Here is a 13,750-nt window from a genome sequence, read left to right on the forward strand (position 1 = left end):
AGGTGATGTATGGAAGATCTAAATGTATTCTCCGCCGTGGCTGCCGCAATCGCAGCCTTTGTCTTCGGCGCACTCTGGTATTCCCCACTGACCTTTCTGCCGATGTGGATCAAGGCAGCTGAGCTGGAAGACCATAAGCCCCCGCCGCAGGTATTCGGTATCTCTTTTGTCATGACCATCGTTTCAGCACTGGTTCTGGCGGCACTGCTTGGCCCCTCGCCTTCACTGGCGGATGCCCTGACCACGTCCCTGTTACTGGGTGCCGGGCTGGTGATGGCCAGCATGGGGATTAACTACCAGTTTGCGGACAGGGGTACCCGTCTCTGGCTGATTGATGGCGGCTTCCAGATCGGACGCTTTATGGTGATGGGTGTGGTGCTGGCGCTGCTATAGCGCTGGCATTCTGCAGCTATTGACGGCCAGACTGCAGGGGCGAGGCTAGCTGAGCGAAGCAAACTCCAGCGAAGCATGCAGTACCCCATCCCAGTCGCCCGGAGACGTGTCCAGCTGCAGGCAGGGCATCTGTATCTGGCTGATCAGTCCATCACACAGCTCTGCGTAATCGCCCCAGAACCCGTGCATGCACTGCCGCCCTTCCAGCCCCTGCCGGACACAATAACTGGTGCGTTCAAGATAAGCCGTCACCTTATCGTCCCACACCGGGCCACGAACCGATGCGATCCAGTCGATATGGCTGGCAATCTCCCTCGGCCTGATATAGATCATCCGCACATCGAATTCACGCATTAGCGCGAGGAAGTCCCGGAAATAGCTGTCGATCCGGACGGCATGCCCCCGCTCTAGCATAAAGCGCACCGAACTCTGGAACATACTGCCCTCAAGAATCCGCAGACCTTCTCTGTCGCCACACTCATGCAGGAACTGTTGCCAGCTGCGCAGGCAGTGTTCGGGAAAGTCACTCTGCGACTTGGCGGCGCGCAACGCATAGGGATGCACCGGGTGATCCTTCATCTCCTCCAGATACCACTCGGCATCCATGCCGTGCACCTGAGCCTGGCGGCAGATCAGTTCTGCCAGAGTCGACTTACCACTGCCGGGTACGCCTTCGATAAACAATAACTGCATAGCTGTACCCGAAGCTGATGTGGGAGCCGTCTAGCGATCATAGTTCAGTGCCTAATAGTCCAGCGCCTATAAGCCTAACCCATTGAAGGTGTAATAGCCGGTGATAATCTTTCGCTCACCTTGCTGCAGCACGGTAGAACGATGCAACGCCCGGGAGTCGAAGATAAACATAGTGCCGCGCTTGCCCGTGATCGCCTGTTCACGGTAGTGCCAGCGCTTTCTGATGGTCTCCACTTCGTGTGGCCAGAACATACCGGAATAATCAGTTAACGGGGTATATTGGTTATTTTCGTCCGTACGAAAGTGCAGATAGTAGTTGTACTCATGCCAGAGCCGCCACCAGTGATCTTTATGGCTCCCCAGAAAAATCGTGGTCGGCGCCTGCTGCTCGGTGACATCGGTGAGATAGACCCAGACTTTCACCCGATGACGCCAGTCATCAAAGTGGGTGTTGTTCGACTGGGAGGGAACACCAATCTCGGTCTTTTCTTCGTAAAAGGTCTTCAATAGCCGGCATTCGCTGGAACAGTAGCCCTTTATCAGATCCACAACCATCGGATCAGAAAAGATGGCATTGGTCGCGGGGGCCACCTCCGTAAGATCAAAGATACGCGAAATACCGGTATCGATATGACCGTTCTTGATGGTGTCGGCGGACTCGCGGGCTTTGGCCGCTGCGATACCTGCCTCAAACGAATCCAGCTGCTGATCGCTGAAATACTGCGGAAACACAATACAGCCGTCTCGCTGTAAGGTTGACAGGGCGTTGCGGTTCTCCGGCTGAACCTGATGCTTAGTCAGTCTGCATTTAAGTTTGTAGTCGAGTTTTTTCAGCATAAACCCGGTAATCGAGTCGTTTGCGATAAATCCCATTGTCAGAAACTTCCCTGATCAGTTTTTCTTATTTTCAGATCAGAATATAGGCCATATTTCGTAGCAACAAGATAAATCGGCAAACAACTGTTTAAATACCAACCATAATAACTACTCTCCGGCTACCGCTTTTAGCGCCCCTCGCCCGCCGTCGGTCACCATTAAAACGGCGACACCACCGTCTCGTAACTCCTTCTCCAGCGCCAGTGCATCCTGGCGCGGTGCAAACCAGGCTTCAATGCCATACAGGACACGGTAGGGAGGCTGCCTGTTCTGCAGCCGCCCCCTGAGATAGATTCCTTCCCCGGGTGGTTTCAGGTAGGCAGCTCCGGCCTGGTAAAGGCCGCTTGCCGAAGGCACCAGTGTCAGGTAGACAATCTCCCCCTCCCTTAATCCGGCCAGTTGCTGCTCGGAAAGGGCCAGTTGCTCTTTAGTCAGGCGGGAGAAGGCGTAATTAAGCCGGGCATAGTTGCCACGAAACAGTGAACGCGGATCGACAGGTACCGTCCTGACCTTTACTTCAGTGCCTGTATACAGCGGCCAGTTTGCTTTTACCAACATCCCAGACAGTACCAGAAGCTGAATCAGTATCGCCGCCAGAATTGCGCCTGTCAGTACAGGTGATAGCGTAAAGCGGCGGCCAGCCACAGAGCCTGCACAATGATCAGTTTTCATGTGAAACGCCTCCGCGTTGCTGATGCTTCCAGTATTTTGCGGCACCCAGTAACAGCGCGGCCAGCACCATAAACATGATGGCGGCACCGACGTAATCACCGATCAGGTCGATGTAGCGGATAAAGGCGGTTAACAACACGGCCACCACACCGAGGAAGAAGTAGTGTGACGATCCCTGCTGTATGCCGCGCAGGATCAGATAGATACCCCAGCACACCAGCGCGATATTGAAGCCGATCTGAAACAATACCGCATCACTACGCTGATCAGTGGCCTGCAACAGGGCTACCGACAGGATGCTGAACAAGCTCAGCGCCGTCGTCTGCCGCCAGCGCTGACACCGCGCCGCAATGGCAACCGCCATACAACAGATTATTCCAACCAGCCCCCACATTGACGGCGCATGGTGCCAGCCGGTCCGAATCAGCTCACGCCAGGGTTCCTCAAAACTCAGCACGAACATCACCAGCATAGCAAAGCGCATAGACCAGAGTGACAGCACCACACCGTAATCCCGATAGGCGTGATCTTTCCGCAGGCTCAGCCAGTGGCTGCAGGCGTACGCGAGGATAAACAGGGCAACGGTGACGACAAAATGCTCCTCCGAAAAGCTGAAACCATAGCCCCTCTCCTGCCACAGCTGGGAAAGCAGTCCCTCAATCCAGACGAAGCACGCCAAAACCGCAGACAGAAACAACAGCTTACTTTCGCCGCCGCGCACCAGCACATAGACCGCCGCGACAAGAAACAGCGGAAACAGCGTCGGGAAAAAGCCAAGGTTAAATTCAACGAAGAACCAGATAAATGCCAGCAACAGGCTGAACAGCATCAGCCAGGCGTCCCTGAGCAAGACACCGAAAGGCAGGCTTCCCAACGCCCACCAGAAGATCCCGTCCGGCATATGTTCTCCCAGATGGTAGATCTGGGCGATCAGGATAATGGATGCGCCATAGAACAGGTTTCCCAGCAAGAACAGGCCAGTTACCTTCAAGCCGCCTCCCGGCGGTGCCCGGGTATAGCTGTACAGCGCATAGCCCTGAGTCGTCAGGGTTAGAACCACCAGCCCGCCCATTCGCACGGCGCGGGGAATATCTTCCCAGTTGGCGCCAATCAGGGTGATCAGTGCCAGACCAATAAACAGATATCCCAGGGTGATAAGGATCAAATAGCCGGCGGAATGATTGCGGCGACCATCCAGATCAGCCCCATACAACTGACAGATTGACAGTCCCTGATCGCGGGAAATTAATCCCTGTTCGACCCAGCCGGAAACTTCCTGTGCAAGATCTCGTTTAAACAGGCGAAAAAGACGCACATCGAATGCCTCAGATTAGAAAACAGATAGCAGCCTGAAACAAAGCCTCTGGGGTGTCATCCAAAACCACTAAAGAGCGAATAGCAGACACCTGCGGTATTGTATTTCAATACCGCAGGCTAACGGGTGTTAGCAATATAGCCGCCTGATTGCTTACAGCTGCTCAGACTCTGCGGTCTGGCCGGTTGAATCGACTTTTACCTCATCCTGATGCTGCTCGCGCTGTTGCTCCAGGTTCTCGATGATCACCTTCATCTGGCTAAGCTGCTCACCCTCCTCCTCTTTCTGCACTACGGTCTTCTCACGCAGGCGTCCCATGACATCGAGTACGCTCTGGTCGATATGCAGCACACGGACGGAGTCGCCTTCCGGCTCCTCTTCATCAATAGCCCCTGTATCATTACTGGATATCTGGCTCCGGGTCTCTGACTGCTCCTCCAGCAACTCCTCCAGAGACTGCTTTCGTTCCTGCCCGCCAGGTGATTTAAGCGGCGGTAGCATCAGTTCAATAAAACCCGGTCGGTCGGCGCTGGCGTCTAATCCACCTCTGGCGCTATTCGTATTATTCACCGCAGCGTCAAACTCTGCGCCCAACACGAATGTCCCGGCCTGGCGCCCCTGCTCCCCGGCACTGCTGCTGTCGCCATGCACCGCAAGATCAAGCTCCTGAATACTGGCAACGGTGCCGCTTTCCATCAGGAAGACGCCGCTGCGCTTCACCTGACCCAGCAGGTTGTTGTTGCTGTCTGTCAGATCAAAGCTGGATGACGTAGAACCAAGGTGAATCGCGCCCACACCGGCTTCTTTGAGGCTCAGGAGCTTATCCTGACCGTTCTCGTCCCGGGTCCAGACTTTCAGCTTCGAAAAGACCTCATCGTTCTCATCGATCCAGCGATTGCCGTCGCTGTCGTAACGGGCCAGATGGGCAAAACCTTCGGTACCCTGGGTACCAAACAGCTCAGAGCCATCGTTAATCTGACCATCCTCATTGATATCCAGAGCCAGGAACCCGCTGCCTTCAGTGACAAACGAAATATCTTCATTTGAGCCATCTGCATCCAGATCAAAGCTGAAACTGGAACTGGTAAGGCCTGCAGTGCCACCACTGAGATTGATCACCAGCGGATCGATCATCGCGCGGGAGAGGCGCTCCTGCTCCAATGTCTCCTCCAGCTCGAATGAACGGTTCATTTCGAGTTCGAGCATAAAGTTGATCTCACGGCCATCGGCCGTGGTAATGCGGCCCTGGCTGGCAACCTGTAAGCGCTCTTCCTCTTTGAAATGATGGTATTGCTGAATATTGACCTGTGTCTGCTCTGCCTGGAGGATCGCCGGCATTTCAGCGCCAACCTGCAATTCACTGCTCTCTGCAGCGGCGATATTAAGAGGGGTACCCACCGGCTCTTCACCAGTCAGGGTGCTGATAATCAGCGCATCCAGTGACTGTATCGATTCGTAGGTCAGTGCCTGCACTGACGGCGCCCGAGGACGAACCTGCGCTGCGACCGGCTCAGGGATCTGCAGATCCCTGACGCTGACATCACGCTTCAGGACACCGGAAACTATTTCGCTGACATTATGGTTCTGTTGCAGCCTGCGGACCCGATCCCCATCAGTCACAACCGAACTGCTGCGCACCGCATCGGACTTTTCGGAACGCACCCGTCCATCATAGGAGATGTCGACCTGGCTGCCCCGTGCCACCAGGCGTTCATTCGCACTCAGGGCCCAGGGCTGCCGTTGCTCCGCGCGCAGTTCGCGATACTCGTGTCGGGACTCTTTCTGATGCTGACTGTTAAATGCCACTTCTGAACTGGAAATCTTCAACCCCGCCTCCTTGCCCTGCCTGGAATTACGCGCATGTTTCTAGCAAACAACGACTTTGCAGCATCCCTGGGGCCGTTATTGATAAAGACGCTATCGGCACCGGTGATGAAAGTTTTAATAACAAAATTACCGGGCAGTCGTTGCAGGCAGAAAAGCCCTGTTATTCAGGCGCTGGCGGAGGGCTGACCGTCGCGAGAAGGTGTGACGATAGGTGCGCCTGATTACCGCCCTGACGGTCAGACCAGACAACCGATAACTTAGCTTTTAGTCGATAATTCAATACCATCCGTCAGCCCATACTTCAGTATGAGGTCGGTTATAGCGTATAATCCCGCCGCAACATAATAATCCAAAGGATCAGGTAACCTTGACAAGGCAACCACAAGTCGCCTTTTTTACCGGGCCTTTGGCTATATAAAGCCGGAAAAACAGGGGATAAAATGACGACTAATACGCCAACTATTGTCTATACTCTGACCGACGAAGCACCAGCACTGGCAACTGCCTCGCTGCTTCCAATCGTCAAAACCTTTACTAAAGCTGCAGGCATCAATGTCGCAATCAGCGATATTTCTGTAGCCGCGCGCATCCTGGCATCCTTCCCCGAAAAGCTGACCGACGAGCAGAAAGTAACTGACACCCTGGCTGAGCTGGGTGAGCTGACTCTGCAGCCTGAAGCTAACATCATCAAACTGCCTAACATCAGTGCTTCTATCCCTCAGCTGAAAGCAGCCATCGCAGAGCTGCAGTCTCAGGGTTACGACGTGCCTGATTACCCGGAAGATCCGGCATCTGATGAAGATAAAGACGTACAGGCCCGTTACTCCAAGATCCTGGGTAGTGCTGTAAACCCGGTTCTGCGTCAGGGTAACTCTGACCGTCGCGCACCTAAGGCAGTAAAAGCCTTCGCACGCAAAAACCCACACTCTATGGGTGCATGGAGCAAGTCCTCTACTTCTCACGCTGACTACATGCGTGGCGGTGACTTCTTCTCCAGCGAACAGTCCATCACAATGGAAGATGCCGGCACTGTCCGCATCGAATTCGTTTCCAAAGATGGTCAGGTAGAAGTTAAGAAAGAACTGAGCCTGGAGAAAGGTGAAGTTCTGGACTCTATGTTCATGAGCGCCAAAGCCCTGCGTGCGTTCTTTGAAGAGTCCCTGAATGACGCTAAAGAATCCGGCGTTATGTGGTCCCTGCACGTTAAAGCGACCATGATGAAGGTTTCTCACCCGATCGTATTCGGCCACGCGGTTAGCGTGTTCTACAAAGAAGCGTTCGATAAGCACGGTGAGCTGTTCGAAGAGCTGGGCGTTAACCCGAACAACGGTCTGGGTTCTGTACTGGATAAGATCAGCACACTGCCTCAGTCTCAGCAGGATCAGATTCTGGAAGATATCCACGCCTGCTACGAAAACCGTCCGGAAATGGCAATGGTTGATTCCGTTCGCGGCATCACCAACCTGCACGTACCATCCGACGTAATCGTCGATGCGTCCATGCCTGCGATGATCCGTAACTCCGGTAAGATGTGGGGTCAGGACGGCAAGCTGAAAGACACCAAGGCGGTAATGCCTGAGTCTACTTACGCGCGTATCTATCAGGAGATGATCAACTTCTGTAAGACCAACGGTGCTTTCGACCCTACGACTATGGGTACAGTGCCAAACGTTGGCCTGATGGCGCAGAAGGCTGAAGAGTACGGTTCTCACGATAAGACTTACGAGCTGCCAGAAGACGGTACTATGCGCGTCGTTGACGCTGCAGGTAACGTCCTGATGAGCCACGACGTCGAGAAAGGCGATATCTGGCGTGCATGTCAGACCAAAGACGCGCCTATCCGCGACTGGGTCAAGCTGGGTGTAACCCGCGCCCGTCAGTCCGACACACCAGCTGTTTTCTGGCTGGACGCTGAGCGTGCCCACGACAACGAACTGCGCAAGAAAGTTGAGCTGTACCTGCAGGATCACGACCTGAACGGCGTTGAGATCCACATTATGTCCTACAACGAAGCGATCCGCTTCTCCATGGAGCGCATGCTGCGTGGCAAGGACACTATCTCCGTAACCGGTAACGTACTGCGTGACTACCTCACCGACCTGTTCCCGATCATGGAGCTGGGTACTTCTGCCAAAATGCTGTCTATCGTACCAATGCTGAACGGCGGTGGTATGTACGAGACTGGCGCCGGCGGTTCTGCACCTAAGCACGTACAGCAGCTGGTGGAAGAGAACCACCTGCGCTGGGATTCCCTGGGTGAATTCCTGGCCCTGGCTGTCTCTCTGGAAGAACTGGGTATCAAGAACGACAACCCTCAGGCGAAAATCCTGGCGGCTTGTCTGGACGATGCCACTGGCAAACTGCTGGACAACAACAAGTCCCCTTCCCGTAAGACAGGCGAGCTGGACAACCGTGGCAGCCACTTCTATCTGGCGATGTACTGGGCTCAGGCTGTTGCCGCTCAGACTGAAGATAAAGAGCTGGCCGCTAAGTTCTCCACTCTGGCAAGCGCTCTGACCGAAAATGAAGAAAAAATCGTTGCTGAGCTGAACGCCTCTCAGGGTCAAGCTGTCGATATCGGCGGTTACTACCACGCTGACCCGGAGAAAACCAAAGCGGTTATGCGTCCAAGTGCGACCTTCAACGAAGCACTGTCTGCTGCGAAGTAATAGTCTTCAGTCCCTGCAGCTGCACGGCGGCTGCAACTGAAACTTAGAAAGCCCGGAAGGTTCTGCCTTCCGGGCTTTTTCGTCACGCCCCCAAGCGGCTGCCCCCTGCCTCGCCCGGGACATCTTTCCTGGTTGGCAAAAGCCACAAACAGTAATGATTTACATTTACCATTCATTCTATATAATCCGTCACCTCAAGATTCAGACCTTTGAACTCTGCCAGTGAACTATCCAGCAGCCGTACCTACACCCGACCCGTCGATTCTGATCATTGAAGATGACCCGGCGGTAAATGACCTTGTAGCCTCTCAACTCCGGCGTCACGGATACCAGACCGAGCAATGTTTTGACGGCAGGAAGGGACTCAGCCGGGCACTGGGACAGCACTTCAGCCTGATCCTGCTGGACGTATTGCTACCAAAACTCGACGGCTTCGAGCTGCTCAACCAGCTCAGATGTCAGCGCGATACCCCGGTGATTATGCTGACCGCCTGCGGCGCTGAAGAAGACCGCATCAGCGGCTTTCGCTGCGGAGCAGATGACTACCTGCCCAAGCCCTTTAACCTGACCGAGCTGACACTGCGTATCGAAGCAGTCCTGCGTCGCCGCCCGTCCGGTGCCGATCGCGCCAACGCCGCCAGTGTGCGATTGTTGCGGTTCCAGAACCTGCAGCTGGATCTGTCCGGTCAAGTCGCAAGCGTTGGGGTAACGGAACTACCTCTGACCCCGATGGAGTTTCGTTTGCTGGCGCTATTGCTGGAAACCCCGGGTGAGGTCATTAGCAAACCGGTCCTGTACCAGTCACTGATGGGACGCCCATTCAGTCGTTACGACCGCAGCATCGATATGCATATCAGCAAGCTACGCCGCAAGCTGACCAACGCCGGCTTTAACGGTGAGCATATAAATACTGTTCATGGGCAGGGGTATCGAATCCAGTGAACCGGAAACTGTTATGGCGGCTGTGCCTGAGCATCTCCCTGGTAGGTGTTGTACTGGTCTATCAGATTAACGAACTCAGTATCTATATCGAACGTCGGATGAGCTATATCGACAGTCAGTATCAGGAAGAACTGAGGGCTTACCGAAGTCAGGCCGAAAACCTGGTCGCAACCGCTGACAACCAGGCCCTGACGCGCTGGCTGGAGCAGCTGCAGAATGAGGAGCAGGTATTCGCCACGGTGGTCAGCATTAACGCCACTTCACTGACCTCCCCCATCTTGCCAGATGCAAAGCTGCGTCCCCTGATCGGTGCTGGCAGAGAGCTTAAGTGGCCGATACATCTTCACCACGATAACCCGCTGATGCGGGTGCCGTTTGAACACAGTAGCAACCTTTTCCTGATCGAGTTACCTCAACGTATGCGCCCGGGGAAGTGGTGGCCGGCAACGCACCTGTTCCTGCACCTTATCCTGCCGGTATTGATCTTTATTACACTCAGCCTGCTGATCTATCGCCACCTGATGCGGCCACTACGTGAACTGGAACAGGCAACCCGCAGTTTCAGCGCAGGCGATTACAGCAGCCGTGCCCGGCCAACGCTGGGTGACCGGGATGACGAGCTGACTCGGCTGGCCGATACCTTTGACCGGATGGCAGAGCGCACCGGCAACCTGATCGAAACCCAGCGTCAGCTGCTGGGCGATCTGTCGCACGAACTGCGTACCCCCCTGACCCGGCTGGAGCTCGCTATCGATTGCTCCGCTCAGGAGCAGCAATGCCAGCGCGGCCGTATGCAGCGAGAGGCCGTTCTGATGCGCCAGCTGGTTGAGGACACCCTGACTATTGCCTGGCTGCAGAACGAAGCCCCCTGCCTGCGTAAGGAATCCGTATGCCTGACCACACTGGTCGAGGCGGTGATAGATGATGCCCGGTTTGAGTTTCCGGACCGACGCATAGAGTCAGCTCTGCGTGACGATATCGTTGTCAGCCAGTCCAGCGAGCGGGCGTTGTGGCAGGCTATTGAAAATATCGTGCGTAACGGCCTGCGCCATACCCCACCGGGGGGCAGACTGGGCATCAGTATTGCGGAAACAGCAGAACACTTTCTGCTGACCATCAGGGATCAGGGTCCCGGGGTACCCGAGCATGCAACGAAGCTGATATTTAAACCCTTTTTCAGGCTCGATAAGTCCCGCGACAGGGAGAACGGCGGTTTCGGCCTGGGGCTGGCCTTGTCAGAACGACAGATAAAAGCGGTGGGTGGTGAGATCAGCGCCCACAATGTCGCGGCAGGCGGGCTTGAAGTGCGTATTCAGCTACCGCGCTGAGATCCGTGCGGTAGCTGATTGCGTGCGACTCTAGCGTGATGCGTTCCAGTCGATACACTCCTGCAGCGTCACCCCCTGGCCACCAAAGATGTCCAGCGCACTACCGATAGTGAGATCCACCTTACCGCCCGAAAGGCGATCAACCAGTTTCAGATCTTCCAGCGAACGAGCGCCCCCGGCATAGGTGACCGGCACGGTGCAACATTCGCCAAGCAGTTTAACCAGTTCCTGGTCGATTCCGCCCTGTAACCCTTCCACATCGGCCGCATGAATCAGAAACTCGGCACAGTGCTCGCTCAGCTCACTCAGAGTCCCGGCATCAACCGCCGTCCCGGTCACAGTCTGCCAGCGGTTAGTTGCGATATTCCAGCCATTGTCGGTACGACGGCAACTGAGGTCCAGCACCAGGCGATCAGCGCCGGTTTCCTGCTTGATTTGCTCCAGTCGCTCCCAGCTGAAACGGTCATTCTCAAATAACCAGGAGGTTACGATTACGTGGGATGCGCCTGCCTGAAGGTATTCCGCAGCATTTTCACGGTTAACCCCACCACCAAACTGCAGGCCCTGAGGCCAGCTGGACAGTGCTTTCAGAACCTCCTGCTGGTTACCCGGTCCCAAAGCGATAACATGACCGCCGGTCAGATTATGCTGGCGATACAGTGACGCGTAATACCCGGCGTCGTGCTGGCTGACAAAATTCGTATCAGCCCCCTGATCATTCAGGCTACCACCAACAATTTGTTTTACCTGTCCCTGATGCAGGTCGATACAAGGGCGAAAGAAAGTCACCGTCAGCTCCATATAAAACAAAGAAATACAGGAGCGCTATTGTAGCAGAAGCCCTGTTGGCGGCGCAGAAATATCCGGGATGCCCATCCAGACAAAATGCCGGGCTCACCCGCTACTGGATTAATGGCTCAGGCCATTACCAGGAAAGTTCACCGAGTAAATGTAAAAGTTGTAAAACTACTTTAGGATAGGCCAGATTTTAATGAGAATGATTCCCGTTAGCCATACGGTTATTAATTCTTTTGGAGTACTTTAGATGTCTAGCCTTCCCCGTCGCCAGTTGCTGTCTATAGCGATCGCTGCGGCCACCTCCTCCCTGTCGTTAAGCGCCGCCGCAGAAACTCAGGAAACCATTAAGGTTGTCGGTCACGACAGTGCTCTGGTCGACAGCCTTATCGATCAGGAAACCCTGGAAAATTACCAGGCAGCAGATCTTGAAGATATTTTCCGCGGCGAACCATCGGTATCGGTGGGCGGCTCGCTGGGGGTCGCTCAGAAGATCTATGTACGCGGCATCGAGGACACCAACCTCAACATCTCTATCGACGGTGCAGTGCAGGCGGGTTATCTGTTTCACCATCAGGGCAGGGTTTCCATCGAACCTGAACTATTGAAGCAGGTCGAAGTACAGACAGGTGCAGGCCTTGCCACTGATGGCCCCGGTGCGCTGGGAGGCGCTATTCGTTTTGAAACCAAGGACCCGGAAGACCTGCTGAAGGAAAACGAACAGTTCGGCGCCCTGGTTAAACTGGGCTACCACAGCAACAACCAAGGACTGAAAGGCAGCACCAGCCTGTTCGGACGGCTCAGCGACGACGTCAGCGTGATGGCATCGGTCGTGCGATATGATGCAGACAACTTCGAAAGCGGTAATGGCACTGAACAGGCCAATACGGAGATTGACCAGACCAACGGCTTCTTCAAGATCGTTGGTAATGTTGCCGACAATCAGACTCTGCGCCTCAGCCATGAACGTCGCTACGACGACGGCACCCGCAACCTGCGCCCGCACTTCGGTGCTTTCTCCTGGAACGCGACGAATGATCAGGAAAGCCACCGCAAGACCACCACGCTGCAATATGATATTGATCCGGCTGGCGATGCACTGGATATCGAAGCCACCCTCTATCACACCGATAACTACCTGACACAAAACCGTAGCGGCGACTTCAGTGGCGCCGGCGTTAAGAGCACCGGGACTGATATCCGCAATACCCTGCGCAGTGACGACCACACACTGGTCACTGGCATCGACTACCGTGAAGATAGTGGCTACTTCATCAATCCGGAAACGCCGACCCGCGATGACGAAGCCAGGGTTGCCGGGCTCTATATTCAGGATCATTACCAGGCTACTGACCAGCTCTTGCTGACCGCAGGTGCCCGTTATGATCATTACGAACTGACCGACACTGAGAACAAAGAGTTTGAAGCCAAAGGACTGAGCCCTAATGTCGGCGCCCGATACCAGCTGACAGAAAACCTGGAACTGCACGCCAGCTACGCCGAAGCACTGCGCGGCCAGAAGGTCAAAGAAGCCTATATGATTGGCTGGGCGACAAACCGCGACGGCCTGCAGGAAGAGACTGCCGATAACTATGAAGTCGGTTTCGATTACCAGTCAGGTAACTTTGGCCTGAAATCTACCGTCTTTGTCGGCCATATCTATGACTATGTCGACCGTGTTACCCGTCAGGAAATCGATAACAGCGGCGATGTGAAAACCAAGGGCTTCGATATCCGCGCCAGCTACGACTGGGAGCTGACGACTGCAGCCCTGAGCTTCAGCCGTATCCGCCCTGAGATCGATGGCAAACCGCTGGATGACGGCGATATGGGCGCGGGCACCTCAATCGGCGACACACTGACCGCCGAGGTTAGCCACCAGCTACCACGGTACGATCTGGAACTGGGCTGGACCGGGCGCTTCGTCAAGCGGTTGGAGAGTATAGCCAGCGCCGGCCGTGCAGAAAAAGCCGGCTACGGGGTCAGTGATGTCTACGCCAAATGGTTGCCGACAGGTAACCCGGATCTGTCTCTGACCCTGACGGTTAAGAACCTGTTTGACAAGCAGTACCTGGATCACGGCAGCTACGGCGTCAGCACCGACTCGGGGGATACCCTCGGACTGCCCGAAGCAGGCCGCGATTTCCGTCTGACAGCAGCTTACCGTTTCTAAGCTACCGACTTTTACCGCGCAGCCCCTAAACAAATGTAAAAATTGTAAAGAGGCTGTCGCGGTTCAC

General features: G+C 55.0%; 12 protein-coding genes. 6 read left to right on the forward strand and 6 right to left on the reverse strand.

The window, feature by feature from the left end; translation table 11 throughout:
* Positions 1-9: 9 nt before the first annotated feature.
* Positions 10-393, forward strand: a complete 384-nt coding sequence (locus Q354_RS0113085; RefSeq protein WP_027857998.1) for a DUF1761 domain-containing protein — start codon at positions 10-12, stop codon at positions 391-393.
* Between the two features lie 45 nt (positions 394-438).
* Here Q354_RS0113085 and Q354_RS0113090 read toward each other — a convergent pair whose 3' ends face one another.
* The 5 genes from Q354_RS0113090 to Q354_RS27435 all read right to left on the reverse strand — a co-directional run bounded on the left by Q354_RS0113090 (position 439) and on the right by Q354_RS27435 (position 5,776).
* Positions 439-1,086, reverse strand: a complete 648-nt coding sequence (locus tag Q354_RS0113090) for a P-loop NTPase family protein (RefSeq protein WP_027857999.1) — start codon at positions 1,084-1,086, stop codon at positions 439-441.
* A gap of 66 nt (positions 1,087-1,152) precedes the next feature.
* The gene (locus tag Q354_RS0113095; protein WP_027858000.1) at positions 1,153-1,959 is read right to left on the reverse strand and encodes a phytanoyl-CoA dioxygenase family protein; all 807 of its coding nucleotides are present in this window, start codon (positions 1,957-1,959) and stop codon (positions 1,153-1,155) included.
* A gap of 111 nt (positions 1,960-2,070) precedes the next feature.
* Complete coding sequence (locus tag Q354_RS0113100) at positions 2,071-2,634, reverse strand: GDYXXLXY domain-containing protein (RefSeq protein WP_084332591.1); 564 nt, start codon at positions 2,632-2,634, stop codon at positions 2,071-2,073.
* Entirely contained in the window at positions 2,624-3,949 is a 1,326-nt protein-coding gene (locus Q354_RS25695) for a DUF2157 domain-containing protein (protein ID WP_036229751.1), read from the reverse strand. Before Q354_RS25695 ends, Q354_RS0113100 begins: the two co-directional genes overlap by 11 nt.
* 153 nt (positions 3,950-4,102) lie before the next feature.
* Positions 4,103-5,776, reverse strand: coding sequence for a hypothetical protein (locus Q354_RS27435; protein WP_051560113.1), 1,674 nt, complete (start codon positions 5,774-5,776; stop codon positions 4,103-4,105).
* A 33-nt stretch (positions 5,777-5,809) separates the two neighbouring features.
* Here Q354_RS27435 and Q354_RS29070 point away from each other — a divergent pair, with 33 nt between their 5' ends.
* The 4 genes from Q354_RS29070 to Q354_RS0113125 all read left to right on the forward strand — a co-directional run bounded on the left by Q354_RS29070 (position 5,810) and on the right by Q354_RS0113125 (position 10,715).
* Complete coding sequence (locus Q354_RS29070; protein ID WP_211252257.1) at positions 5,810-5,962, forward strand: hypothetical protein; 153 nt, start codon at positions 5,810-5,812, stop codon at positions 5,960-5,962.
* Between the two features lie 254 nt (positions 5,963-6,216).
* Positions 6,217-8,445 (forward strand): NADP-dependent isocitrate dehydrogenase, encoded by a 2,229-nt coding sequence (locus Q354_RS0113115; protein ID WP_027858002.1) that lies wholly within the window; start codon positions 6,217-6,219, stop codon positions 8,443-8,445.
* 222 nt (positions 8,446-8,667) lie between these two features.
* The gene (locus tag Q354_RS0113120; protein WP_051560114.1) at positions 8,668-9,387 is read left to right on the forward strand and encodes a response regulator transcription factor; all 720 of its coding nucleotides are present in this window, start codon (positions 8,668-8,670) and stop codon (positions 9,385-9,387) included.
* Positions 9,384-10,715 carry an ATP-binding protein gene (locus Q354_RS0113125; RefSeq protein WP_027858004.1) on the forward strand — a complete coding sequence of 444 codons (1,332 nt, stop codon included), beginning with the start codon at positions 9,384-9,386 and terminating at the stop codon, positions 10,713-10,715. Before Q354_RS0113120 ends, Q354_RS0113125 begins: the two co-directional genes overlap by 4 nt.
* 30 nt (positions 10,716-10,745) lie before the next feature.
* Here Q354_RS0113125 and hisA read toward each other — a convergent pair whose 3' ends face one another.
* Positions 10,746-11,504, reverse strand: coding sequence for a phosphoribosylformimino-5-aminoimidazole carboxamide ribotide isomerase (gene hisA, locus Q354_RS0113130; RefSeq protein ID WP_027858005.1), 759 nt, complete (start codon positions 11,502-11,504; stop codon positions 10,746-10,748).
* Positions 11,505-11,760: 256 nt separating this feature from the next.
* Here hisA and Q354_RS0113135 point away from each other — a divergent pair, with 256 nt between their 5' ends.
* Positions 11,761-13,683 (forward strand): TonB-dependent receptor domain-containing protein, encoded by a 1,923-nt coding sequence (locus Q354_RS0113135; protein ID WP_027858006.1) that lies wholly within the window; start codon positions 11,761-11,763, stop codon positions 13,681-13,683.
* The last annotated feature ends 67 nt before the right edge of the window (positions 13,684-13,750 follow it).

Source organism: Marinobacterium jannaschii DSM 6295, assembly GCF_000620085.1.
Classification (GTDB): Bacteria; Pseudomonadota; Gammaproteobacteria; order Pseudomonadales; family Balneatricaceae; genus Pontibacterium; species Pontibacterium jannaschii.

Excerpts from the sequence above, each read along its gene's own strand:
- Q354_RS0113085 (WP_027857998.1), top strand. The coding sequence starts at position 10 with ATGGAAGATCTAAATGTATTCTCCGCCGTGGCTGCCGCAATCGCAGCC.
- Q354_RS0113090 (WP_027857999.1), bottom strand. The coding sequence starts at position 1,086 with ATGCAGTTATTGTTTATCGAAGGCGTACCCGGCAGTGGTAAGTCGACT.
- Q354_RS0113095 (WP_027858000.1), bottom strand. The coding sequence starts at position 1,959 with ATGGGATTTATCGCAAACGACTCGATTACCGGGTTTATGCTGAAAAAA.
- Q354_RS0113100 (WP_084332591.1), bottom strand. The coding sequence starts at position 2,634 with ATGAAAACTGATCATTGTGCAGGCTCTGTGGCTGGCCGCCGCTTTACG.
- Q354_RS29070 (WP_211252257.1), top strand. The coding sequence starts at position 5,810 with ATGTTTCTAGCAAACAACGACTTTGCAGCATCCCTGGGGCCGTTATTG.
- Q354_RS0113115 (WP_027858002.1), top strand. The coding sequence starts at position 6,217 with ATGACGACTAATACGCCAACTATTGTCTATACTCTGACCGACGAAGCA.
- Q354_RS0113135 (WP_027858006.1), top strand. The coding sequence starts at position 11,761 with ATGTCTAGCCTTCCCCGTCGCCAGTTGCTGTCTATAGCGATCGCTGCG.